General features: G+C 38.4%; 18 protein-coding genes. 15 read left to right on the forward strand and 3 right to left on the reverse strand.

Annotated elements, in window-relative coordinates:
- The first annotated feature begins 26 nt into the window (after window positions 1-26).
- The 6 genes from AC4G3N_RS11580 to nagE all read left to right on the forward strand — a co-directional run bounded on the left by AC4G3N_RS11580 (window position 27) and on the right by nagE (window position 8,516).
- Complete coding sequence (locus tag AC4G3N_RS11580) at window positions 27-3,125, forward strand: efflux RND transporter permease subunit (RefSeq protein ID WP_139892234.1); 3,099 nt, start codon at window positions 27-29, stop codon at window positions 3,123-3,125.
- 138 nt (window positions 3,126-3,263) lie between these two features.
- Complete coding sequence (locus tag AC4G3N_RS11585) at window positions 3,264-4,109, forward strand: aldose epimerase family protein (RefSeq protein WP_139892235.1); 846 nt, start codon at window positions 3,264-3,266, stop codon at window positions 4,107-4,109.
- Window positions 4,110-4,266: 157 nt separating this feature from the next.
- The gene (locus AC4G3N_RS11590; RefSeq protein WP_066106323.1) at window positions 4,267-4,785 is read left to right on the forward strand and encodes a PH domain-containing protein; all 519 of its coding nucleotides are present in this window, start codon (window positions 4,267-4,269) and stop codon (window positions 4,783-4,785) included.
- On the forward strand, window positions 4,782-6,224 hold the full coding sequence (locus tag AC4G3N_RS11595) for a PH domain-containing protein (protein WP_139892237.1): 1,443 nt from the start codon (window positions 4,782-4,784) through the stop codon (window positions 6,222-6,224). The genes AC4G3N_RS11590 and AC4G3N_RS11595 overlap by 4 nt, the downstream gene beginning before the upstream one ends.
- 224 nt (window positions 6,225-6,448) lie before the next feature.
- A complete protein-coding gene (locus AC4G3N_RS11600; protein ID WP_066106329.1) occupies window positions 6,449-6,919 on the forward strand; it encodes a PTS sugar transporter subunit IIA in 471 nt (156 codons plus the stop codon).
- Window positions 6,920-7,061: 142 nt separating this feature from the next.
- Entirely contained in the window at window positions 7,062-8,516 is a 1,455-nt protein-coding gene (gene nagE, locus AC4G3N_RS11605) for an N-acetylglucosamine-specific PTS transporter subunit IIBC (protein ID WP_490552468.1), read from the forward strand.
- A gap of 209 nt (window positions 8,517-8,725) precedes the next feature.
- Here nagE and AC4G3N_RS11610 read toward each other — a convergent pair whose 3' ends face one another.
- Complete coding sequence (locus tag AC4G3N_RS11610) at window positions 8,726-9,550, reverse strand: PRD domain-containing protein (RefSeq protein ID WP_066106335.1); 825 nt, start codon at window positions 9,548-9,550, stop codon at window positions 8,726-8,728.
- Between the two features lie 226 nt (window positions 9,551-9,776).
- Here AC4G3N_RS11610 and AC4G3N_RS11615 point away from each other — a divergent pair, with 226 nt between their 5' ends.
- The 4 genes from AC4G3N_RS11615 (at window position 9,777) to AC4G3N_RS11630 (ending at window position 13,816) form a co-directional block, all read left to right on the forward strand.
- Window positions 9,777-10,946, forward strand: coding sequence for an iron-containing alcohol dehydrogenase (locus AC4G3N_RS11615; protein WP_491090245.1), 1,170 nt, complete (start codon window positions 9,777-9,779; stop codon window positions 10,944-10,946).
- Window positions 10,939-11,337, forward strand: a complete 399-nt coding sequence (locus AC4G3N_RS11620) for an acyl-CoA thioesterase (protein WP_066106341.1) — start codon at window positions 10,939-10,941, stop codon at window positions 11,335-11,337. The genes AC4G3N_RS11615 and AC4G3N_RS11620 overlap by 8 nt, the downstream gene beginning before the upstream one ends.
- A 147-nt stretch (window positions 11,338-11,484) precedes the next feature.
- A complete protein-coding gene (cypC, locus tag AC4G3N_RS11625; protein ID WP_491090246.1) occupies window positions 11,485-12,741 on the forward strand; it encodes a CYP152 family fatty-acid peroxygenase CypC in 1,257 nt (418 codons plus the stop codon).
- A 166-nt stretch (window positions 12,742-12,907) separates the two neighbouring features.
- Window positions 12,908-13,816 carry an SDR family oxidoreductase gene (locus AC4G3N_RS11630; protein ID WP_066106347.1) on the forward strand — a complete coding sequence of 303 codons (909 nt, stop codon included), beginning with the start codon at window positions 12,908-12,910 and terminating at the stop codon, window positions 13,814-13,816.
- Between the two features lie 63 nt (window positions 13,817-13,879).
- Here the strand turns inward: AC4G3N_RS11630 and AC4G3N_RS11635 are convergent, their stop codons facing one another.
- Window positions 13,880-14,524, reverse strand: a complete 645-nt coding sequence (locus AC4G3N_RS11635; RefSeq protein ID WP_491090247.1) for a DUF4272 domain-containing protein — start codon at window positions 14,522-14,524, stop codon at window positions 13,880-13,882.
- A 526-nt stretch (window positions 14,525-15,050) separates the two neighbouring features.
- Window positions 15,051-16,088 (reverse strand): ribosome small subunit-dependent GTPase A, encoded by a 1,038-nt coding sequence (rsgA, locus tag AC4G3N_RS11640; RefSeq protein WP_491090248.1) that lies wholly within the window; start codon window positions 16,086-16,088, stop codon window positions 15,051-15,053.
- Window positions 16,089-16,521: 433 nt separating this feature from the next.
- Between rsgA and desA the strand changes: the two genes are divergently transcribed.
- The 5 genes from desA (at window position 16,522) to AC4G3N_RS11665 (ending at window position 21,386) form a co-directional block, all read left to right on the forward strand.
- Window positions 16,522-17,532 (forward strand): Delta(5) desaturase DesA, encoded by a 1,011-nt coding sequence (gene desA, locus AC4G3N_RS11645; protein ID WP_139892242.1) that lies wholly within the window; start codon window positions 16,522-16,524, stop codon window positions 17,530-17,532.
- Window positions 17,533-17,625: 93 nt separating this feature from the next.
- A complete protein-coding gene (locus tag AC4G3N_RS11650) occupies window positions 17,626-18,759 on the forward strand; it encodes a sensor histidine kinase (RefSeq protein ID WP_491090249.1) in 1,134 nt (377 codons plus the stop codon).
- A complete protein-coding gene (locus AC4G3N_RS11655) occupies window positions 18,756-19,355 on the forward strand; it encodes a response regulator transcription factor (RefSeq protein ID WP_139892244.1) in 600 nt (199 codons plus the stop codon). Before AC4G3N_RS11650 ends, AC4G3N_RS11655 begins: the two co-directional genes overlap by 4 nt.
- Window positions 19,356-19,832: 477 nt before the next feature.
- Window positions 19,833-20,561, forward strand: a complete 729-nt coding sequence (locus AC4G3N_RS11660; RefSeq protein WP_066106365.1) for an amino acid ABC transporter ATP-binding protein — start codon at window positions 19,833-19,835, stop codon at window positions 20,559-20,561.
- 15 nt (window positions 20,562-20,576) lie between these two features.
- Complete coding sequence (locus AC4G3N_RS11665) at window positions 20,577-21,386, forward strand: transporter substrate-binding domain-containing protein (RefSeq protein ID WP_148630689.1); 810 nt, start codon at window positions 20,577-20,579, stop codon at window positions 21,384-21,386.
- Window positions 21,387-21,413: the final 27 nt, after the last annotated feature.

Here is a 21,413-nt window from a genome sequence, read left to right on the forward strand (position 1 = left end):
TTTTTTAGTTAAAGGAAGGTGTAAGGGTGAAGGGGTTAGTCAACTTTGTTTTAGGAAATAAACTGGCCGTGTGGCTATTAACGATTATTATTACAGCATCAGGAATCTATTCAGGTACAAGAATGAAAATGGAGTCAATTCCAGATATATCTATTCCTTACTTAATTGTAATGGGTGTATATCCCGGTGCTGCTCCAGAGCAAGTAATGAATGAAGTCTCCATTCCAATGGAGAAGGCAATAGAAGGACTTGAAGATGTCAATGCCGTATATTCCAATTCATCATCCAGTGTATCTCAGGTTCAGGTAGAGTATGAGTACGGAGTAGATATGGATGAGAAAAAGCGTCAGCTTGAATCAGCTATTGACGGAGTAAAAATGCCGGAGGATGCTGAAGAACCATCTATTATGGCAATCAGTATGAATATGATGCCGATTCTATCCTTATCCATCAGCAGTGAGGAAGAGGACATTGTAGATTTAACCTCGACTGTTGAAGATACAATCCTGCCTAAGATTGAAGATATTGATGGTGTAGCTTCTGCAACTATCACAGGACAGCATATAGAAGAAGTAAACTTCAGTTACGATCAGGAAAAGATGAAGCAATTGGGACTGACTGAAGACAAAGTGAAGGAAATGATTCAGGCGAGTGATATGGAGCTTTCACTCGGTCTTTATGAGTTTGAGGAAGGCGAAGAAGCGGTTTATGTAGATGGTAAACTAAAAACAGTTGATGACCTGAAAAACATGGTCATTCCAGTTACACCGTCTGCGGAAAATCCAACGCCATTTGTGAAATTGAGTGACATTGCAAAAATTGAAACGGTTGGTAAAGTAGAATCCGTTTCACGTACGAACGGTAAGGATGCCATAGCGATTCAAATCGTTAAAGGGCAGGAAGCAAATACCGTGACAGTCGTGAATGCTGTTAAAGATTTAATTGATGACCAGGAGAAGGCAATCGATGGATTGAAGATCGATGTTACGCTTGACCAGGGTAAACCAATTGAAGACTCTGTATTTACGATGATTGAAAAAGCTTTATTTGGCGGATTAATTGCGATTCTGGTTATCTTGTTATTTTTACGGGATATCAAATCTACGATTATATCCATTATCTCTATACCAGTATCCATTTTCATGGCATTGTTGCTCTTGAATTGGATGGATATTACTTTAAATATCATGACACTTGGTGCGATTACGGTTGCGATTGGACGGGTAATTGATGACTCCATTGTCGTTGTGGAAAATATTTATCGAAGAATGCACTTGAAAGAAGAGAAGCTTAGAGGGCGTGCACTGATTCGTGAAGCAACGCTTGAAATGTTCAAGCCTATATTGTCTTCAACATTAGTAACGATAGCAGTATTTGCCCCAATGGTCTTCATTGGTGGTATGGTAGGAGAATTGTTCATGCCATTCGCCTTAACAATGTCATTTGCCTTGATTGCATCGTTAATCGTGGCCATTACAATTGTTCCGGCACTATCTCACTTCTTATTCCGTAAAGGAATATATGGTGAAAGAAAAGAAGGTCAGCATAAAGAAGTAGGTAAACTAGCATTATGGTATAAAGGTGTATTGGCGAAGGTGCTGAACCATAAAATCATCACCTCCATTATCGCTGTTGTTCTGCTAGTTGGTTCAATAGCCTTAACACCGTTAATTGGATTCAGCTTTATGGGATCACAGGAAGAGAAAACAATGTATATTACGTACACACCAGCTACTGGTGAGTTACAGGAAGATACATTGAAAAACATTGAGCAAGTCGAAGAGAAGTTAATGGATCGGAAAGATATAGATACAATCCAGATATCCGTAAACGATTCTGATTCTGCTGATATGGCAGCATCTATGGCTATGGGCGGCGGTGCTGGCGGAGCATTAATGTTCCTCATCTTTGATCCTGATATGGAAAACTTCAGTGAGGCAAAAGAAGAAGTTGAAGAATATTTACTTAATATCGGCCAATCAGGTGAATGGAAGCTGCAAGACTTTGCAGCTATGGGCGGCATGTCATCCAATGAAGTAAGCTACACGATTTACAGTAAGGACTTGGATGATCTGCAGAATGCTGTTAAACAAGTGGAAGGCGCTCTCGGTAATGTGGATGAAGTTGAAGATGTGACTTCTGATGCCGAGGATCCATATGTTGAGCACGTATTAAATGTGGATCAGGCGGATGTCCTTCAATATGGTTTAACTACTGGCCAAATTGTTATGGCACTAAATGCATCTGATCAAAAAGAAGTATTAACGACAGTTGAAAATGATGGCAATGATATAGAGGTAGTCGTTCAACGTGAAGCGAAAGCTGATCCGAAATCAATGGATGACTTACTGAAAACGCCAATACCAACTGCACAGGGTACGGCAATGCCTTTATCCGAGTTAGTAAAAGTTGAAGAAGGCACAACACTCAACACATTAGCTCGTTCTGAAGGTGAGTATTATGCGACTGTGTCTGCAACCATTATCGGTGAAGATGTATCCAAGGCTTCAACTGCAGCAGATGAAGAAGTGGATAAACTCGATCTACCTAAGGGTGTAACGACGGGAGTTGCGGGCGTTGCAGCAGATATGACTGAGACATTTACACAGCTAGGGGTGGCCATGATTGCAGCAGTTGCAATTGTCTACTTTATCCTAGTTGTCACATTCCGTGAAGGATTGGCGCCATTTGCCATTCTGTTCTCCTTGCCATTTGCAGTAATAGGTTCATTTGTTGGATTATATCTAACTGATCAAACCATTTCTGTATCTGTTATGATGGGTCTGTTAATGTTAATTGGTATTGTTGTTACAAATGCCATAGTGTTAGTTGACCGTATCATTCACATGGAACGTGAAGGAATGAAGATGCGTGAAGCCATTCTTGAGGCTGGAGCAACAAGATTGCGCCCAATTCTCATGACTGCTATTGCTACAATTGGTGCAATGATACCAATGGCACTCGGTGATGGCGGCGGTGGAGGTCTTGTTTCAAAAGACCTGGCTATTACCGTTATTGGCGGTTTGATTAGTTCCACGCTATTAACTTTAGTAGTAGTACCGATTGTTTATGAGGTACTTTCTAAAATGCTTAAGAAGAATCGTAAGGATATAGTAGAAGACTAAACAACTAAAAACACAGTTTCCTAGCAACCTAGTTTGCTAACGAAACTGTGTTTTTTTGTCTAGCCATTAATCAATATGAGTATGAATTGTGGTATAATTCACAAATATAAATCAATTTAGGTTTAAGGAGTGAACGGAATGACGATGGAAGTAATGGCGGGTTATAACGTAATCGTTCTTACGGAAAAAGCCACAGATTCAAGAGCGGTTTTATGTCCGGAAAGAGGGGGCATCTTAATTCAGCTAACTCTTCATGGAAAGGACATTTTATATTTACAAGAGGAAACGTTTGCGGATCCAGCAAAAAATATCCGCGGAGGAAACCCGGTTCTGTTTCCAATCTGTGGTCCATTACCAAACAATGAATATCAATTAAACGGACATACATATACAATGCGACAGCATGGATTTGCCCGGAATAAAGCTTGGAAAGTAATCGATCAAGCTTCAAATTGGGCTACTTTACAACTGCAGGATGATGAAGAAAGCTTTAAACAATACCCTTTTCATTTTTCTCTAGAATTTACGTATAAATTGGAAGACGGAAAACTAAGTATCTACCAAACCTACAAAAATTTATCATCAGAAACCATGCCATTCTATGCTGGTTTTCATCCTTATTTTAATGCGAATCATCCAAACAGTCGTTATGAAATTCCAGCAACTCAATATGTTGATAATGAAGATGGCATAACAAAAAAGTACGAAGAAAATCTAAAAGATTTACCTATTCAGGATGCAAAGAATTTCAATCCGGTATCTGAAGGGATATCCAGACTAAGTAATAATCAAGACACTATAGAAGTAGAGTATAGCAACGACTTTACTACCATTGTTGTGTGGTCAGAACGGCCGGATCAATATGTATGTCTTGAACCATGGATGGCATTACCTGGTGGATTTGAACAGATGGAAGGTGTTGTTCGTTTACCTGCGCACGATGAGTTACAGGCTAAATGCAGTATCTCAATCAAGCTGGGATAAACCTGGAAGGATACAACTCGGTAAGGCTAGTTACCGGGTTTTTTTATTTGATTGAAAGGAATAGAAGGTTTTTTGTCGAAATAAGGGATAGGAGCATAACAGAGTAAATATCTATCCTCACGTATAGATAGTAAAAGATAAGCAGGGATGTGGAGCAATGTATTTACAGATTCAAGAACCGACGCAGAGAATATCGAAGGACAGTATATTGGTTTGGAGGCTGTCCAAAACACTTGGGCATGGAGCCACTATCCTCGTAGCTGGGGTATTATGGTATCTATCTGAAATGTATGAATGGAAAACGTGGATCACCTATACTTTAATCGTGCTTATAGGTTTGACAGTGCTTTCAGCTATTTATGAAATTTTATTTGAACCGTACTATAAATATAAAACCTGGAGATACGAGATTGACGAGGAATACGTTCAATTGAAGCGTGGCCATTTTATTGTAGAGCACATTGTGATTCCGATGGCAAAAGTAGAATATGTATCGACACATCAAGGCCCCTTCTTACGAAAGTATCAGCTTTATGATGTTGAAATAGGAACCACAACTACAAATCATACGATTCCAGCGATACCAGCTGAACAAGCGATCGCTTTAAGGGAGCAAATTGCGATTTTCGCGAAGGTTAAAGACCGTGATGAAAAAGGAATGGAGCAGGAGTTATGAATCACTCTAAAAAAAGACAGCATCCTGCCTGGATTCTTATAGAAATCGTTTCATTTATTAAAAGTCTCTTATTTATTATCATCTTCCTATTTATTTTAAATGCTGGCACAGAGACCGGTTGGGTTGTATGGGCGCGATATGCATTTTGGGCTGTTGTTGCCTGGGCCCTTATATACATTCCATTAAAATGGTATTCAAATACCTATGAATTGAACGAAGAAGCGATCGTTCTTCATGAGGGTGTGTTGGTTAAAAAGCTGCGTACAACAACCTATGAACGAATTCAGGACCATCATATTCAAACAAACTTTATTCATAAGCTGCTTGGGCTAACAACGATTAAACTTGAAACCGGGACTACGGATGACGAATCGACTCTAATCTTTGAGGCTGTTAGTTCAGAGGAAGCGGATCGCATCCTTGATTTAGTATACAGGAAAAATTCCAATCGGTTAGATGAAGCAAAAGAAGAAGAAGTCGTTGAAAAACAGATCTACTTCCGCTCCACTCAAAAAGATAACCTAAAAGCTGCGCTGACGTCATTCAGTTTTCTAGCCATTTTCCCTCTTCTGGCAGCTGTGTACTCAAATATTGATGATTTTTTTAATGTAGAGGAATCCACTAAAGCAGTGTTTACCTACTTTATGAATCACTTAGGTTTATTGGTTCCGTTGATTATAATTGCGCTTCTTCTTTCTTTTGGAATAGGATATATCCAAACTGTCATCAAGTATGGGAATTATGAAATAGCCGGTGATAATCAAAGGATTTATATTTCTAAAGGAGTGTTGAACAGAAACACTTTTTCTATACAAAAAAGCAGGGTTCAGGCGATTACGATTAAACAGTCTTTAATCAAGCGTCTTCTGGGGATGGCCGAGGTCAAGGTAGTAAGTGCCGGCCAAACAGAGAGTAGTGAACAGGAGATTAGTTCACTTTATCCATTTTTACCAAAGCATGAAGCCTATTCGTTAACGAATGAATTATTGCCAGATTATCATATTGAAGAAGAAATGACTCATTTACCGAAGCACGTATTATGGCTAAGGCTAATTCGCCCTTATTACTGGACGATTGCTGCTTTGATCGGTCTCTTTTTATTCAAGAAAGACTGGATTTGGTTGGCTATAGGTGTATTTGTAATTGAGCTGATTCTCCGCCTCCTTAATTATAAATTTACAAGCTATTTGCAAACGGATGCTTTCATCCAAGTACGAAATGGCGGTTTAATTACAGAAACCTTTTTAACAAAACGTAAGAATATTCAGCAAACCGTGAGTAAATATTCATGGCTGCAGCGTAAATTTAACGTGGCTACATTGGAATTCACCAATCGCTCCAAGCCGGTTGTCATTACTTCATTACCTGATGTACCAAAGGAAGTCGTTGTCGAATTTCATGAATGGTATAAGGGTAGTGAAAATATAAAAAGATTGTAAGTGCATCCAAAATTCCCCTGTAATTTACATAAGAAAAATGATACTATGGAGATAGAAATGTTATCTGTCTCACATGTAACTGATACGATCAGGCATGGTGGTAAAGTGATAGGTTAGAAGTAACCTATTTCTAATTCCGCCATGCCTTTTTTGTTCAATGGGACAGGATGAAGATTAATTTCTAAATACAATTCATATCTATAGACAGAGAGGAGCAATTAAGAATGGCATTTAGTTTTTTTAAGAAGAAAGAGAATAATTTGGTGGCACCGTTAAATGGTACAGTTATTTCAATTGAAGAGGTTCCCGATCCGGTATTCAGCCAAAAAATGATGGGAGAGGGTATTGCAATTCAGCCATCGGGCGGCCATGTATATGCGCCTATTAATGGAGAGATTATCATGATTGCTCCAACCAAACATGCCATTGCGATCCGTAGTAAATCTGGTATTGAGGTCTTAATTCATATTGGTCTTGAAACTGTTGCCTTAAATGGAGAAGGATTTCAGCCTTCTGTTAAAGAAGGAGAACAGGTGAGAGCTGGACAATTGTTGATAGAGGTGGATTGGGCGTATTTAGAGGAGCGAGTTGAAAGTACGGTTACTCCAATTATAGTGATGAATAGCGATAAGGAAATTACCTACGGCAGTAAGGGAACGTGTACACAAGGTGAAACGGTTATTATGACAATCTAAAACTATTTTTTATTATACATGAAAGGAGGTGATGAGAACTTTAGGAAAGTGCATTATTTTGAAAACGTTTTCAAAATCTGGTCAAATTTATGGCTTGAAAGCGTAGTCTAGCTCACTAATTAAAAGAAGTGGAGGGAGTAAAGTGAAGAAGTATATACAAAGGCTGGGCGGCTCGTTAATGTTGCCTGTCGCAGTTTTGCCTGCTGCTGCTGTTTTGATGGGACTTGGTTACTGGATTGACCCGAGTGGCTGGGGTGCAGAGAGTCCTGTGGCAGCCTTCTTAATCAAAGCCGGATCATCAATTATAGACAGTATTCCAATCCTGTTTGCAGTCGGTGTGGCGCTTGGAATGTCAAAGGATCGGGATGGTTCAGCTGCTTTAAGTGGCTTAGTTGCCTTTTTAGTTGTAACGACCCTGCTGGCACCGGAGACGGTTGCGATGTTAAAGGGGATTGAATTAGAAAATGTGCAACCAGGCTTTGATAAAATCAAAAATGCATTTGTCGGAATCATATCAGGTATTATAGCATCTTCCATGTATAACAGATTCAGTCATGTCAAGCTTCCGGATGCATTGGCTTTCTTTAGCGGTAAACGTTTGGTACCAATTATGACAGCCTTAGCCATGCTGGTTGTCTCTATCGTTTTACTCTTTGTTTGGCCTCCTGTTTATACAACACTGATTTCATTTGGTGAAGGTATCTCTAAATTGGGAGCTGTAGGTGCCGGTCTTTACGGATTCTTCAATCGATTATTAATACCAACCGGTCTACACCATGCGTTAAACCAAGTATTCTGGTTTGATGTTGCGGGCATTAATGATATCAGTAACTTCTGGAAAGGTGAAGGTGTAAAAGGTGTCACTGGAATGTATCAGGCCGGATTCTTCCCGGTAATGATGTTTGGGTTACCTGCTGCTGGATTGGCTATGTATCATACGGCGAAAACAAAACATAAGAAACAGATTGCTTCCTTAATGCTTGCTGCAGGCTTTGCTGCATTTTTTACAGGTGTGACAGAACCTCTTGAGTTTGCTTTTATGTTTGCAGCCCCATTATTATACTTAGTCCATGCTGTATTGACAGGAATTTCTCTAGCGGTTGCCGCCACTTTTCATTGGACAGCGGGGTTTGGATTCAGTGCTGGTTTTATAGACTTTGCCCTAAGTTTCAGATTACCGCTTGCTAATCAGCCTTATATGCTGATTGTCCAAGGATTAATTTTTGCAGTCATTTATTATTTCTTGTTCCGGTTCATTATTGTGAAATTTAATCTTAATACACCTGGAAGAGGAGAAGAATTGGAGAATGAGGCAAATGGAATGCAATCTGCTGCGGCCACTATTGAAAATAAATATGCTAGTTTAGCTGCTGCGATTTATACAGGATTGGGTGGGAAAGAAAATATCGTTTCTGTTGATAATTGTGCAACTCGCCTTAGACTGGAAGTCAAAAATATGGAAGCGGTTGATCAAAATAAAATTAAATCAACCGGTGTACATGGTATTAAGATAACCGGAAGGGAAAGTCTGCAGGTTATTGTCGGTACAAACGTTCAGTTTGTTGCTGATGAATTAAAAAAATTAGTAAAGAACTAGTTCATAATCGTTTTAAATGAAAGATACAATCATAGAATTTCAAGTGGATCCTATTAAATTGGCAACTTAGCTTCATTTTTTGCAGGCATCTAGCCTATAATGCAACTCAAACGAAAGCTCCTTCCAGTCGATATGGAAAGAGCTTTTTTTAGTATTACAAGTTCAACTATGAGAGAAGCGGTCAAAGCTATCAGCAATAAATAACATAATCATCCCTTTCTGCCTCGCAATCTCTCAATATGAATCGTAATATAGCCAATTTCCTCAGAGGGAAGATGTATGCCATGCTGTGTAGATAGATGTTCTGCGATTGTTTTAGCACATTGGTAAGAGGAAGGAAACTTACTGCTTATCATCATTAGCATTTCTTCATCCATTGTGCGTTCAGGAGCTTCATTGACTCTATACAGGGTGTAGCGAAAATGAGTTATTAAGCGCTCGTAGGAAAGTCCTGTTTCTTCTAAACTGATAGAAAAATAGTCCCTGATCATATGTACAATTTCATTAATAATAGAAGTTTGGCGCAGGGAGACTTGCAGATTTCCAGACGGAATAGATGCCGTATGCAGATGGAGCGCGATAAAGGCAGCTTCATCTATGGGCATTTGTATACCTATTTTCTCCTTAACATGATTGATCGCCCAAATGCCTATGTCAAACTCCTTTTTATATAAAACTCTTATTTCGGGGATAAGTTTATTTTTTATAAATATACCATCTTCATGGCGTTCAATCGCAAACGTAAGATGGTCTGCGAGAGCAATAAAGATATGGGGATTTAATTTTACTTGAAGGCAATCCTCAGCATACTGAATAATCTCCTGTGTTAGAATCATATGCTCATTGGGGATTTGGGGCAAAAGCTGATCAAAATGATCACTGTTTTTGATAACAAATAGTTTATCGATCTTATTCCTATTGATGATATCGTTTTTCCCTTTATTAAATGCAATTCCTGGACCCAGCGCAATTTTTTCCTGATTTTCATCCATGACAATAACGGCATTATTATTAAGGACTTTCTTGATTTTCATGCATCTTCATCTCCTGCAATCCTTGGCATATTAGTTTTATATCGATGGGAAAGTGGTTACTTCTATCATATTAAAATAGATAATAGATGTAAAATTTATATTTAATTGGAAGAAAATTGTGTAGTTGTTAAAAATATAACAGGAAATAGACGGTTTATAACGAAGTATGTAAAAGAAGTCTTTAGATTTTCAGTAAAGAGTCATTAATAGAGAAAAGGAGGCTGTGATGGTGTTGTCTACTATTAAATTACCAAGTCAAACTTTTATCGGCTGGGGTTCAATGGAGAGACTGGATGAAGGTTTGCAATCTATGAAAAGTAATAAAATCCTGCTAATCACTGACCAAATATTACTTGATATTGGATTGCTTACACCTTATATGACTCCATTGCAATCAAAATATAGAGTTGAAATTTACACAGATGTAGAGCCAGAGCCGACTCTTGCTTGTGCTCAACGATTGGTCGATTTTGCAAGAATAGAAGATTTTGATTGTATTGTAGGTATTGGCGGAGGATCGGTATTGGATTTAGCTAAGCTGGCCGCGGTTATATCTGACAATGAAGGGGATGTTGCCGACTATTTAAATTTAACTGGGACAAAACCAATCCTCCGTAAAGGGAAACAAAAAATATTAATCCCGACCACCTCGGGGACTGGAAGTGAAGTGACGGATATTGCCGTGTTATCACTTGATGGAACAAAAGATGTCATTACCCATAAGTATTTGTTGTCTGATCTGGCAATTGTCGATCCGCAGCTGACTGTTTCTGTACCAAGACGAATTACGGCTGCTACCGGTGTGGATGCTTTGACACATGCGATAGAGTCATATCTTTCAGTCCAAGCGAATGATGTGACGGATGGGATTGCCATTCAAGCAATTAAGCTTATTGGAGGGGCAATCCGCAGGGCTGTACAAAATGGTGAGACCCCGGAAGCAAGATCAGCAATGAGCCATGGGAGTTATCTGGCTGGCCTGGCTTTTCACAATGCAGGTGTAGCCGGTGTCCATGCACTTGCGTATCCACTAGGAAGTCAATACAAACTGCCTCATGGTGAATCGAATGCTGTATTGCTGCCTTATGTAATGGACTATATTAAGGAACATTGCCAGGATAAAATGAGTCATCTAGTAACGATGCTGGGAGATGAAAAGCAGACGCCATTCGAGGTGTTTCATCAATTGATAGAGGACGTTGGATTGCCTGTCACATTGAAAGAATATGGTGTGAAGGAAGCCTCGTTGGTAGGATTGTCCGATGATGCGAACAAACAGACAAGGCTGCTGGCCAGAAGTCCGCTCCCTTTAAATAAGGATGATATATTGAACATTTATCAGCGTGCATATAAAGGAGTGCCTTTGAGTAGGGAGGCGGGAGGCCGGTATGTATAAGAAAACGATAGAGCCGAGAGTTTCTGAAACAGATGGCATTGGCCATGTCAATAATACGACGATTCCCATTTGGCTTGAAGCAGCAAGGAACCCGATTTTTAAACTGTTTACTCCAGATCTCTCATTTCAGAAATGGAAAATGATCATTCTAAATATGAATATAGATTATAGTAGACAAATATATTTCGGTACAAATGTCGAAGTTTTCACATGGGTTAAACGCATTGGAAATACAAGCTTGGAGCTGTATGAGGAGATTCACCAGAATGGTCAGGTTTGTGCCAAAGGGACAGCAGTATATGTTAATTTTAATTTGGAGACTCAGAAAACAGAACCTATACCGCAACATTTAAAACATGAACTTTCCCAGCATGTATATATTGAAAATTGATTAGAGACTTACGGATTACGTAAGTCTTATTTCTATTAGGGCAGCTAGTTGGTACAGAACGGAAATGGCATGCATGAATAGTATGTTTATATACTTTTCTGAGGGGTATCCTGTTTTATTATGGACTATATATGAGGAGCTGTTGATATGAAAGGTATAAAAGAAATTCCTCGTGAAAAAACCGTTGATAACACCCTTACCCTATTATCAGAAGGGTACGAATTTATTTCTAACAGGCGAAAGCAATTCAATTCGGACATATTTCAGACTCGCCTTCTGGGACAGAAGGTTATTTGTATGACAGGAGAGGAAGCTGGAAGAGCCTTCTATGATGAAGATCGATTTATTCGTAAACCGGCAATTCCGATGAGAATTCAGAAATCTCTTTTTGGTAAAAATGGTGTACAAACGCTGGATGAAGAAGAACACCGACATCGTAAAGGGATGTTCATGTCGATTATGACACACCAAAGTTTGGACAAACTCCAGGAAATCACAAAAAAACAATGGATATCGGTTATCCCTAAATGGGAAAAGAGTAAAAAAGTGATTTTAATGGAAGAGGCTAAACAAGTTCTTTACAGGATTGCCTGTGAGTGGGCTGGAGTTCCGTTAAAAGAAAAGGAAGTAAAAAAGAGAGCAGAAGAAATGTTTAATTTAGTTGATTCTATTGGTGGAGTGGGTCCAAGATACCAAAAAGGCAGATGGGCAAGAAGAGACTCAGATAAGTGGGTTGCTGATATTATTGGACAAGTACGGGATGGGAAACTAAGAGCTGAGCAAGGTACTGCTTTATCGATCATAGCTAATCATCGTGATTTGACTGGTGAATTGTTGGAACCGGAATTGGCTGCGGTCGAATTAATTAATATCATTCGACCTGTGGTGGCTAATTGTTATTTTGTTGTATTCTGTGCTATAGCGATGCATGATTATCCTGAGGTACGTAAATTATTGAAAACCAATAATGAAGTGTACAATAAAATGTTTGTACAGGAAGTACGTCGCTATTATCCTTTTGCACCATTTTTAGGAGCCAGAGTCCGCAAAGACTTTTATTGGAATGAATATCCGTTCAAAAAAGGGACATTGGTTCTTTTGGATCTATACGGAACCAATCATCATCCGAATCTTTGGGATGATCCAGATACATTTAACGTTGAGCGATTTAGAGAATGGAAGGACAGCCCATTTGCCTTTATTCCACAAGGCGGCGGAGATTATGATAAGGGACACCGTTGTGCAGGGGAATGGGCTACCGTCAAGATTTTGCAAACAACTGTTGATTTTCTAGTTAAAGATATTGATTATGAAGTACCCGAACAGGACTTAGCAATCAGTAAGACCAGAATACCAACCTACCCAAAAAGTGGATTCATTATCCAAAATGTAAAAAGTATTTAAATGAAGGGCACCCAGAGTGGGTGTCTTTTTTATGTTAAAGGGATTATAGGAAGCCACCTGTCTCTTGATGGGCTATTTTAATAAATATATAACCCCAGGGTGCATATAGGACACTTTTCTGCTATACGCATAATAGTGAGGCTAAAATTCGGGAGGTCTGAATTATATGTATCCATACTATAAGTATTTAAGGAAGGAAAGATATTGTAAAGATGTACCGATTGCTTTTCCTCCTCAACATCAAAGCGAGCATCCGGGGTTGGAATATGTAATGAATCCTAGACCTATATCTGAAAATCCATACTACAAAGGGAGCGGAAAGCTGGAGAGGAAGACTGCGCTTATTACAGGAGGAGATTCAGGTATTGGCAGAGCGGTCGCCTATTCTTTTGCGAAAGAGGGTGCGAATGTTGCTATTGTATATCTGTATGAGCATGAGGATGCCGAGGAAACAAAAGAAAGAATCGAGAAGCTAGGGGTTAAGTGCCTGCTTATATGTGGAAATCTTACCCATGAGGATATGTCAGTGGCTGCCGTTCGTCAATGTTTGGACGAATTTGGAAAGATCGATATTTTGGTAAATAATCATGCTGTACAGTTTGTTCAAAAACGGATTGAGGATATTACGGAGGAACAACTTGATTTAACATTTCGTACGAATATTTATTCCTATTTTTTTATGGTGAAGGCTGTCCTGCCACATCTCCAGCGTGGGTCTTCTATTATAAATACAGCTTCCGTAACAGCATATAATGGTCACCCTAAGCTATTGGATTATTCAGCAACGAAAGGGGCGGTTGTTACATTTACGCGTTCGCTTTCTCTTTCTTTAATAAAAAAGGGGATTCGGGTAAATGGTGTAGCTCCAGGACCAATTTGGACACCGCTGATTCCGTCTTCATTTTCAGCTGAAGAGGTAAAGACTTTTGGAACATTAACTCCTGAGGTACCGATGAAGCGAGCAGGCCAACCATTTGAAATTGCCCCCAGCTATGTATTTTTAGCATCAGATGATTCGAGCTATATGTCGGGGCAAATCCTCCATCCAAATGGAGGGGATATGGTAAGTTCGTAACAAGTAGTGACGAAACTGCAAGCCAAGGCATCCCCATCTGAATTGATCGAATATAGTATAGGTTTAGATTGTATCCATTGATATATCGTCCCATTCCTCATCCAAGATATTAATCATCCAATTTAGAGCATATCTTCTCTCGTAAACAACACCGGGACTAATTTCAACCGGAAATTCTTCATTATTCATACGAGTTTCGGCAATAGCCCAATGGAGTCTGTACAAAAGATCGAGTGCATCCAGTATTTCATTTTTGTCCCGATAGGAAGCCCGTTCCAATAGCTCTTCCTTGGTAGAATGCAATACAAGATCATAAAGTGTTTCTACATCGGATAAAGTATGTGGGAATGGAAGATCGGGTATCAGATTAATGGCCCATAAAAGGGCAGAGTTACATTCAATTTTCCAGGAGTAGGTGTTATATTCGTCCTGGTCAGGTTCTTCATTCTCAATGAACTCTTTTTCCTCAGGAGAAAATAATTCTTTCGCATTGTAACTCTCTAAAAATTCGTCGATCGTTTCATCGGGGGCACCGCTGCCTTTAGCCGATACTATGGTGATGGCAATAATTCGGTCAATCACCTGTTCAATATCTTTAAAATGCAGGCTATTTTCACTTTCTAATGTATGTAAGTGTGTATTTATTGGGATTCCCATCTCTTTTAATAATTTTTCTGTCCGCTTTTTTCTTCCTATTGGACTATTCATTTAAATCTCCTCTTTCTGTACAAAGGCCTGCCTTTTATCTTGTAAATATGGATAATCATTTTGTCATGATGATTTTAACATATTTTGGTTAAATGATTGAATATTCTGCACTGGGAGGAGAATTTTGTAATTTTTTTTATGTAAGAGGGTTTGTATAAGAGAGGTTTGATTTGAGTGGGCAGTTCACTCAGAAAGATAAGGTAGTGCAAAAGAAAAAGAACGATGACATTACCACAGGATGTGGCGAATTTAGTCTTCGTTCCTTAACCCAGCCCTTCAGCCTTTTGCTTAATCCAGATTCAGGGCCTAGGAGCTCAGGACATAAGCATGAACTCTACAGGAGGGAGAACACCTCCTTCCGAGTTCCTGTCTTATGCTCCTCGCTTCTGGGCAAGCCGTCTCCGCTTTTTGCTTAATCTAGCTTCAGGGCCTAGCCGCTCGAGGTCGTAAGAATAGCCGCTACGGGAGGAAGAATCGTTCTCCCTGCGCGCCTCTTCTTACGCTTGTCGCGGCTGAGCGGGGCCCTTCAGCCTTTTGTTTTTTTCCATTTAGCTTTTTCCGCGAGTGCGGCGCGTTGGTTTTCTTTTCGGTTTAGGTAGGCGAGTTCGCGTTGGAGTTTTAGGTAACTGGCAAAGCGTTCTTTACTCAGCGTTTTATTGGATATTGCCTCCTGTACTGCGCAACTTGGTTCGGTTTTGTGTTTACAGTCTGTGAATTTACATTGTGAAGCTAATTCTTCTATATCAGTGAAACTATGACTGATTCCTTCGTCGGCTTCCCATAATTGTAATTCCCTCATTCCGGGAGTATCAATTATGATCCCTCCTCCATTAAGGATAACTAGTTCTCGGTGTGTAGTTGTGTGTCTCCCTTTATCGTCATCTTCCCGAATGGATTTAACCTCTAGGATGCTGTCTCCGTATAGTACATTTGTTAATGTTGATTTACCGGTACCAGATGAACCAAGTAAAGCAACTGTTTTACCTTCTTGGATATAAGGGTCTAATTGCTCTAAACCTATCCTATTTTCCGCACTGATAGCATGAATGGGTACACCTAATGAGACTGCCTCTACTTCTCTGATTTTTTGATCAACATCATCACATAAATCAGATTTGCTTAAAATAATGACAGGATTTGCTCCGCTTTCCCAAGCCATTAATAAGTAACGTTCCAGCCTGCGCATATTAAAATCGGTGTTAAGTGCGTTGACTAAGAAAATGGTATCGATATTGGCTGCGACAAGTTGCTCTTCAGTAGTCACTCCAGCTTTCTTTCTTGAGAATTTACTTCTTCTTGGCAGTACTGCGTGGATGGTTGCTTTTTGCTCCTCTTTTCGGGAAGTGATGGCAACCCAATCACCGACTGCGGGAAAATCTGAGCTTTCCTTTGCTTCATGACGCATTTTGCCTGTAACTTCAGCTAAAAGATTACCATCTGCCGAGAAAACACGATACATACCTTTATGCTCTAAAGCCACGCGGCCTACTGTATATTCTTTATTGCTATATTGTTTGAAAGCTTCTTCAAAATGCTGATTCCAACCTAATTGTTTTAAATTCAATTTAAATTCCTCCATATGATTGTTTTTGATTGCAAAATAAAAAGGAGGCCAAATACGTTGGTCTCCTTCATGTCGTTTCTGTGTTATAGACAGATCGGACAAATAAAAACCATGGGCGCACACAGCCCATGGATATATGCAAATTCAATCATGTTAAAATAAAGGAATTTTATGCATCCTTACCAGAGGGCTGTGATATGAAATTGACAGAAACTATATTTACGATTTGAGTTTCCATAATACATTCCTCCTTTAAGTAAGTGATTACATTAACTATAGTTTAATTATGTATGATTTGCAAATGAATTATTCAGTTTATTCTAAAATGTTTGTATATGACATATGTCATGTTCACCTATTGACGTTTATGACTAGTTTGGAGTTGAACTATTCTATAACATTAAGAATAAATATTGTTATAGAGGTGAATAAAATGTCCAAGGAGAAGAATATATCCTTAAGAAAACAAATTGCTCCCTATGAAAAGGCGAATACAAAATCAAGTGTAAAACAAATTCTAAATACATTTATTCCGTTTTTAATTCTTTGGTTTGCTGCCTATCAAAGCCTGGAAATTTCGTATTGGCTGACATTGTTTTTTGCGGTACTTACATCCGGTTTTGTTATTAGATTGTTTATTATCTTCCATGATTGCTGCCATCAATCCTTTTTTAAAAATAGGAAATGGAACGACATTTTAGGGACGATAACTGGAGTTATTACCATGTTTCCATATGAACAGTGGAAAAGAAGTCATTCCATTCACCATGCGACAAGCAGTAATTTGAATAAGCGTGGAACCGGAGATATTTGGATCATGACTGTCGAGGAATACAAGATGGCCTCGTTTAAGGAAAAGTTAATATATCGACTATATCGGAATCCAATTGTCATGTTTGGATTAGGTCCAATCTATTTATTTTTAGTTACAAATCGTTTCAATCGTAAAGGTGCCAGAAGAAAAGAACGCATAAACACGTATATTACCAATCTATCTATCGTCGTCATTTATGCGTCTATGTGCTTGCTCATCGGTTGGAAAGAATTTTTATTGATTCAATTGCCGATCTTGTTTATTGCAGGTGCTCTGGGAATCTGGTTATTCTATGTACAGCATCAATTTGAAGATTCATATTTTGAGGAAGAAAAAGATTGGGACTATGTCAAAGCGGCAATCGACGGAAGCTCCTATTATAAACTTCCAAGAGTTCTTCAATGGGTGACAGGGAATATAGGATTTCACCATGTCCATCATTTAAGTCCAAGAGTACCAAATTACCATCTTGAAAAAGTCCATAATGAGACTGCTCCTTTACAGCAAGCTACAACCATTACGATATCTTCAAGCTTAAAGGCCATCCGTTTTCGCTTATGGGATGAAAAAGGTAAAGGATTTGTGAGCTTTAAAGATATAAATGGGCGTGCTGGTAAGGTAAAATCATAATTTAGATGTTACAAAAAAATACAGTAAATTTACTGTATTTTTTTAATTTACTGGTATATGCTGAAGTAAAATCAATGGAGGGGGAGAGGGCAATTGAACGCTTTGAATCAATTATTTCCAAATAATAAAGGATTGAATCTTTATATTTGGCTTGTATTTAGTATTCTCCCTTTCTACTTCATTTTCCACACAAAATCTATTTTTATGATGGTGTCAGGAGTCATTCTTATTCTGCTATTTTTTATTAGTAATCGTATTTCAGCCATTTCAAAAGGTGGATTTGTTTATTTCTGGGTAGGAATTCAAATGGCAATTTGTATAGCTATGTCATTAATTTTTGGATTTGTTTATTTTTCACTCTTTCTGGCTTATTATATTGGAACTGTTGAGAATAAGGTAGGTTTCTTTATTTTATATGGTATTCATGTTGGAGGCACAGTACTGACGGTTAATTGGGGATTCATTACTCAGAATCCACTCTTCTTTTCACAATTTCCTTTTATTTTAATATGTGTAATTGGTGTTATTTTACTTCCATTGAGCTCCTATAATATTCACAAAAGAGAAAGGCTGGAGGCTGAGCTGAAAGATGCTCACAAACAAATATCAGATTTAGTTAAGCTTCAGGAACGCCAGCGAATTGCAAGGGACTTACATGATATTCTTGGTCAGAAACTCTCGTTGATTGGACTGAAAAGTGATTTGGCCGGTAGGCTGGTACAAATAAATCCGGAGCAGGCAAAGAATGAATTGAAAGATATTCAAGTGACTGCAAGAACAGCATTAAAAGAAGTGCGTGACATTGTAGCTGATATGAGGGGCACCAAAATGGAGGATGAATTAATCCGTATCAAGCAAATATTGAGAGCAGCTCAAATGGAATTTTATGTTGAAGGAGAAGAGAGTATCCAGAAGATTCCGCTGCTTGTGGAAAATGTATTGAGTATGTGTTTAAAGGAAGCTATTACTAACATCGTGAAGCATAGCAGGGCCAATGAATGCAGACTCGATATTAAAAAAACGCATACAGAATTAACAATGATTATTCAGGATAATGGAACAGGAATTGTTGAAAAAGAAATGGGTAAAGGGAATGGATTAAAGGGAATGAGGGAGCGGCTTGAATTTGTGAATGGAAGCCTTGATATTCGGGTTAATTCAGGAACAGAATTAATTTTTAAAATTCCACTGATAGAGCGGAACGTTCAACAGGAGGTAATGGCATGATTAAAATCGTAATAGCTGAAGATCAAAGAATGCTGCTTGGTGCATTAGGCGCATTGTTAGATTTAGAACCAGATATGACGGTAGTTGGTAAAGCTAAAAATGGAGAGGAAGCTATATCCATGATCAAACAGCATAAGCCAGATGTTTGTGTGATGGATATAGAAATGCCTGGAAAAAGTGGACTCGATGTCGCAGAAGAATTAAAAGGAAGCGCATGCAAAGTAATTATACTTACAACCTTTGCGAGATCAGGTTATTTTGAAAGGGCACGAAAAGCGGATGTACGCGGGTATTTGTTAAAGGACAGTCCGAGTGAAGAACTGGCCAACTCTATCAGGGTTATTATGGATGGACGACGTATTTATGCACCCGAACTGGTTGACATGATTTATGAAGAGGAAAACCCTCTTACGGAACGTGAACAGCAGGTTTTGGGCTTAATAGCTGATGGGAAAAATACGAAGGAAATTGCCAATCAACTATTTATAACAACAGGGACGGTTCGAAACTATATCTCTGTCATACTTGATAAACTGGACGTCAATAATCGAATAGAAGCTATCTCTCGATTTAAAGAAAAAGGCTGGTTTAAGTAGAATATGTTATAATTTTTAAAAAATATGATTGATAATGTTATAATATACCAGTAAAATCTAAATTATATGATGAAATATAGGTAAAATAGGATTGAACAAATGTAGTAACATGTTCCTATTTTGCTTTTTCATTTATCGGAGGAAATATTCCTTTTAAACATCTTTAGATCTACATTTCTATTACCTCAGAGTATGACACTTCTTAGTACAGCAAGTTTTACATCTAGATGAGATGAATTTGCTACTTCAATTCTATTAGAATGATTAAACCACTACACACAGATAATAAAATAGTATATTCCCATGATAATAAGAGGTTATTTCATGAATCTTATCTAAGTATAATTACCCCAAAAATGGAAAACATTGTTTTAATTTGGTTGACGGACAAACTTTATATACATATAATTCTAAGTAGTCCATATAATATCAGAAAATATAAAATATTGCCGCAAATATCAGCAAGGGGGAAGTATTTTGATTGTCTTTGATCATGTAAATAAGTATTTTGGTGATTTTCATGTTCTAAAAGATATAAATCTACAAATTGAAAAGGGAGAAGTAGTAGTCGTAATTGGACCTTCGGGATCTGGTAAAAGTACGATGCTCAGATGTATTAATCGTCTCGAAGCGATTAATAGCGGTACTTTAAAAGTAAATGGTATTTCGGTGACGGATAAAAAGACAAATATCAACGAGCTTCGTCGTGATATCGGTATGGTATTTCAGCATTTTTATTTATATCCTCATAAAACAGTCCTTCAAAATATAACATTGGCTCCTATGAAAGTGTTGGGTAAGTCTGAAGAGGAAGCCGTAAAGACCGCAAAACTATATCTTGAAAAAGTAGGTATCCCTGATAAGGCAAATGCATTTCCTGCCCAGCTTTCCGGCGGGCAGCAACAGCGTGTTGCTATTGCGAGAGGATTAGCGATGAATCCGGAAGTTATGCTTTTTGATGAACCAACCTCTGCTCTCGATCCTGAGATGATTGGTGAAGTATTGGATGTTATGAAAGCGCTGGCGAAGGAAGGCATGACGATGGTTGTCGTCACGCATGAAATGGGCTTTGCGAAAGAGGTTGCTAATCGTATTGTCTTTATGGATGAAGGAAAAATTTTAGAAGAATCCACACCGGCTGAATTCTTTACGAATCCACAGGAAGAAAGGGCTCGTTCATTCTTAAGCCGTATTTTAAATCATTAATAAGGGGGAAAAAGAATGTCATTAAAAAAGTTTTGGAAGGTATCAATACTCTCAATCATTGCTGTATTCATGTTGACAGCCTGCGGTAGTAAAGAAGAAACAACCGGAGGATCATCTGAAAACGGTCTGGAAAAAATTAAGGATAAAGATAAAATCGTATTTGGTGTGAAAAATGATACACGTCTGTTTGGATTGAAAAATACAAGCACTGGTAAAGTAGAAGGCTTTGATGTGGACATTGCAAAAGCATTGGCTAAAGAGGTAATCGGGGATGAAAATAAAGTAGAGTTCGTAGAAGTAACTTCTAAAACGCGTGTGCCACTGCTACAGAATGGAAAAATTGACGCTGTTGTTGCCACTATGACAATTACAGAGGAACGTAAAAAAGAAGTAGATTTCACAGATGTTTATTTTGAAGCAGGTCAATCATTGCTTGTTAAAAAGGGAAGCAAAATTAAAAGCATAGATGATTTAAAAGCAGGTACCAAAGTTCTTGCTGTTAAAGGTTCTACTTCTGCTATTAATATAGCAGAAAAAGCACCGGATGCAGAAGTTCTGCAATATGAAAACTATGCAGAAGCTTTTACAGCACTTAAATCCGGACAAGGAGATGCTTTAACAACGGATGATGCCATCCTGTATGGAATGGTTGATGAAGATCCTTCGTATGAATTAGTTGGCGGACAATTTACGGAAGAGCCATATGGAATCGCTGTTAAAAAAGGTAATACAGAATTAGTGGATGAATTAAATAAAGCTCTAAAAACAATTAAAGATAACGGAACTTATGATGAGATACTTAATAAATGGATCAAAAATAAATAATTTCTCCAATCAGGATGGGCATACAGG

The organism is Bacillus sp. z50 (assembly GCF_058313585.1).

Bases quoted from the DNA above. Each gene is read 5' to 3' on its own strand.
- AC4G3N_RS11585 (WP_139892235.1), top strand. From the start codon at position 3,264: ATGACGATGGAAGTAATGGCGGGTTATAACGTAATCGTTCTTACGGAA.
- AC4G3N_RS11590 (WP_066106323.1), top strand. From the start codon at position 4,267: ATGTATTTACAGATTCAAGAACCGACGCAGAGAATATCGAAGGACAGT.
- AC4G3N_RS11595 (WP_139892237.1), top strand. From the start codon at position 4,782: ATGAATCACTCTAAAAAAAGACAGCATCCTGCCTGGATTCTTATAGAA.
- AC4G3N_RS11600 (WP_066106329.1), top strand. From the start codon at position 6,449: ATGGCATTTAGTTTTTTTAAGAAGAAAGAGAATAATTTGGTGGCACCG.
- AC4G3N_RS11610 (WP_066106335.1), bottom strand. From the start codon at position 9,550: ATGAAAATCAAGAAAGTCCTTAATAATAATGCCGTTATTGTCATGGAT.
- AC4G3N_RS11615 (WP_491090245.1), top strand. From the start codon at position 9,777: ATGGTGTTGTCTACTATTAAATTACCAAGTCAAACTTTTATCGGCTGG.
- AC4G3N_RS11620 (WP_066106341.1), top strand. From the start codon at position 10,939: ATGTATAAGAAAACGATAGAGCCGAGAGTTTCTGAAACAGATGGCATT.
- cypC (WP_491090246.1), top strand. From the start codon at position 11,485: ATGAAAGGTATAAAAGAAATTCCTCGTGAAAAAACCGTTGATAACACC.
- AC4G3N_RS11630 (WP_066106347.1), top strand. From the start codon at position 12,908: ATGTATCCATACTATAAGTATTTAAGGAAGGAAAGATATTGTAAAGAT.
- AC4G3N_RS11635 (WP_491090247.1), bottom strand. From the start codon at position 14,524: ATGAATAGTCCAATAGGAAGAAAAAAGCGGACAGAAAAATTATTAAAA.
- desA (WP_139892242.1), top strand. From the start codon at position 16,522: ATGTCCAAGGAGAAGAATATATCCTTAAGAAAACAAATTGCTCCCTAT.
- AC4G3N_RS11655 (WP_139892244.1), top strand. From the start codon at position 18,756: ATGATTAAAATCGTAATAGCTGAAGATCAAAGAATGCTGCTTGGTGCA.
- AC4G3N_RS11665 (WP_148630689.1), top strand. From the start codon at position 20,577: ATGTCATTAAAAAAGTTTTGGAAGGTATCAATACTCTCAATCATTGCT.